General features: G+C 62.9%; 3 protein-coding genes. 2 read left to right on the top strand and 1 reads right to left on the bottom strand.

All coding sequences use genetic code 11. From position 1 onward, the window contains the following. Positions 1-122: 122 nt before the first annotated feature. Both AB4Z11_RS30220 and AB4Z11_RS30215 read left to right on the top strand, forming a co-directional pair. Positions 123-1,013 carry a MipA/OmpV family protein gene (locus tag AB4Z11_RS30220; protein ID WP_442029655.1) on the top strand — a complete coding sequence of 297 codons (891 nt, stop codon included), beginning with the start codon at positions 123-125 and terminating at the stop codon, positions 1,011-1,013. Continuing rightward, positions 1,013-1,711 (top strand): hypothetical protein, encoded by a 699-nt coding sequence (locus AB4Z11_RS30215; protein WP_442029653.1) that lies wholly within the window; start codon positions 1,013-1,015, stop codon positions 1,709-1,711. Before AB4Z11_RS30220 ends, AB4Z11_RS30215 begins: the two co-directional genes overlap by 1 nt. Here the strand turns inward: AB4Z11_RS30215 and AB4Z11_RS30210 are convergent. Then, positions 1,708-2,092, bottom strand: a 385-nt coding sequence (locus tag AB4Z11_RS30210) for a winged helix-turn-helix domain-containing protein (protein WP_442029651.1), incomplete at its 5' end; no start/stop codon positions are given. The two genes, AB4Z11_RS30215 and AB4Z11_RS30210, sit on opposite strands and share 4 nt — an antisense overlap.

The following is a 2,092-nucleotide window of genomic DNA, read 5'->3' as shown; positions in this document are numbered from 1 at the left end:
CTTGTACGGCCCTTGTCACGTCACCGATGGACATGGTGATTACGGAACGCCTCGAAGGCGATGTGAGTTTCACGACCCAGTAACGATAAAATGGCGGGCATTCTTAATCGACCCCCGCTCCTATGCACAAGCTTCTCGTTCTCACACTGGCTGGCGCTTGCGGTACCGTAGCAGCCCAGACCCCGGCCACTAACCCGATGCCGGACGGAAGCCGCGATATGTATATCGGCCTTGGCGCCCAGTACATTCCGCGGTATGACGGCGCTCGCCAAAACAAAACGCTGGCGCTGCCCGTGCTGCAGGTGCAGTGGAGTAACGGGATCTTCATTTCCGGGCTGACGGCGGGCATGCATCTGTCCGATCTGCCGTCGATCGAATACGGCCCGCTGCTGTCCCTGCAATCGCGCCGTGACGAAGAAGGCACCGACGGCGGCGTCGGCGGCGTGGGAGACGGTTCCGGCGGCGACGCCAAGATCAATGCGGTGCTGCCGCCCAGCGGTGGCGGCTTCGTGCCGAACACTGCCCGGATTGCAGCGGCCAGCAACCATCTGTACGGCATGGATGTGATCAGGCGCCGCGTGCTGTACGGCGGCTTCTTCAACTACTATTTCACGCCCCAGCTGCGTTTGACCAACAATGTGCTGTACGGCGCCGGCAACGACCGCAATGGCCTGCGCTGGCACGCTGCCATGCAGTACATGCTGCAGGACGCGCTGCCGCATCACACCTTCGTGCTGTCCGCCGGCGTGTCGGTCGTGAACGGCGCCTATAACAAGGCTTACTTTGGCGTGACCGAACAGGAAAACGAACGCAATTTCCTGGGCGTCTACACACCCGGCGGCGGCGTGCAGGACGTGCGCGCCGGCGTGCGCTGGAACTGGGCGCTGAGCCCGTCCTGGCTGATCACGTCCGGCGCCCAGGTCACCCACCTGGTGGGCGACGCCAGGAACAGCCCGCTGGTCGAGCGTTCAACGAATGTAACTGTATCAACGGCCCTGGCCTACCGATTCTGATGAAAACCAAGACCCTTATTCCTACCGTGCTGCTGGCCCTCGGGCTGGCGGGGCACGGCTGCGCCGCGCTGGCGCAGGACGGGGAGTGGGTCAGCTACCGCGATGCCTACAAGGCCATGGTGGTATTCGCCAAATATGGCAAACCGAAGAACCTGCTCCAGATGCACTACCAGCTCAGCCCGCGCGACGCCGCGACTTCGCTGGATGGCGTCACCCTGTCGCTGAATGGCAAGACCATCCAGCTCAACCTGCCGCTCGACCCGACAGGACGCACCAGCTTCCCGCTGCTGAAAGCGGCCTATGATGAAAACGCCGTGCTGGCGCTGAACCGCAAGGCCAATCTGTTCAGCTTCCAGCCGCGCCTGTCGCTGTTCGTGCGTGCCGATGGCGCCTACGAGGCGAGCGAACTGCGCGCAGCCTGCGATCAGGCGCTGCAGTACCAGCGGTTCGTGAATGCGTCGTATGGATCGAAGAAGTGCGTCGGTGTGCGCTTCGTGTTCACGAAGAAGGCCGAAGCCCAGGTGCAGATACGCGACGGCGCACGCGATAGCTTGCTGCCGTCAGTGGATGGTCCTGCGTTTGAAGGCGAGGCTAGTGCTGGCTTCCGCACCGTGACCTATCGCTTTGGTGAATGGCCGGATCATGGCCAAGTGGTCAGCCACTTTCCGCCCCTGGCGCTGTCGCCGCTGTTCGATTAATTCCAGGCCGATGGCGAGAACAGATAACCCTCGCCCCACACCGTCTTGATCTTCTCTGAATCGCTGTCGTCGAACTTGCGGCGCAGCTTGGAGATGCTGTTATCGATGCTGCGGTCCATGCCGTCGAACTCGATGCCGCGCATCTTGCGCAGCAGGGCATCGCGCGACAGCACGGTGCCGGCCGATTCGGCCAGGGTCAGCAGCAGCTTATATTCCGTATTGCTGAGCAGGCAGGGTTCGCCGCGCCAGGTAACGCTGCGGTCGCTGATGGCGATGGTCAGGGCGCCAAAGCTCAGCAGCTCAGGATCGGACTTGGTCTGTACCCGGCGCAGCAGGGCACGCAGGCGGGCCAGCAGCACGCGCGGCTGCACGGGCTTGTTG

This window comes from Pseudoduganella sp. RAF53_2 (assembly GCF_052113985.1).
GTDB lineage: Bacteria > Pseudomonadota > Gammaproteobacteria > Burkholderiales > Burkholderiaceae_D > Rugamonas.
The sequence above is the reverse complement of the archived record's forward strand: the minus strand, read 5'-3'. Positions and strand labels throughout refer to the sequence as shown.

Excerpts from the sequence above, each read along its gene's own strand:
- AB4Z11_RS30220 (WP_442029655.1), top strand. The coding sequence starts at position 123 with ATGCACAAGCTTCTCGTTCTCACACTGGCTGGCGCTTGCGGTACCGTA.
- AB4Z11_RS30215 (WP_442029653.1), top strand. The coding sequence starts at position 1,013 with ATGAAAACCAAGACCCTTATTCCTACCGTGCTGCTGGCCCTCGGGCTG.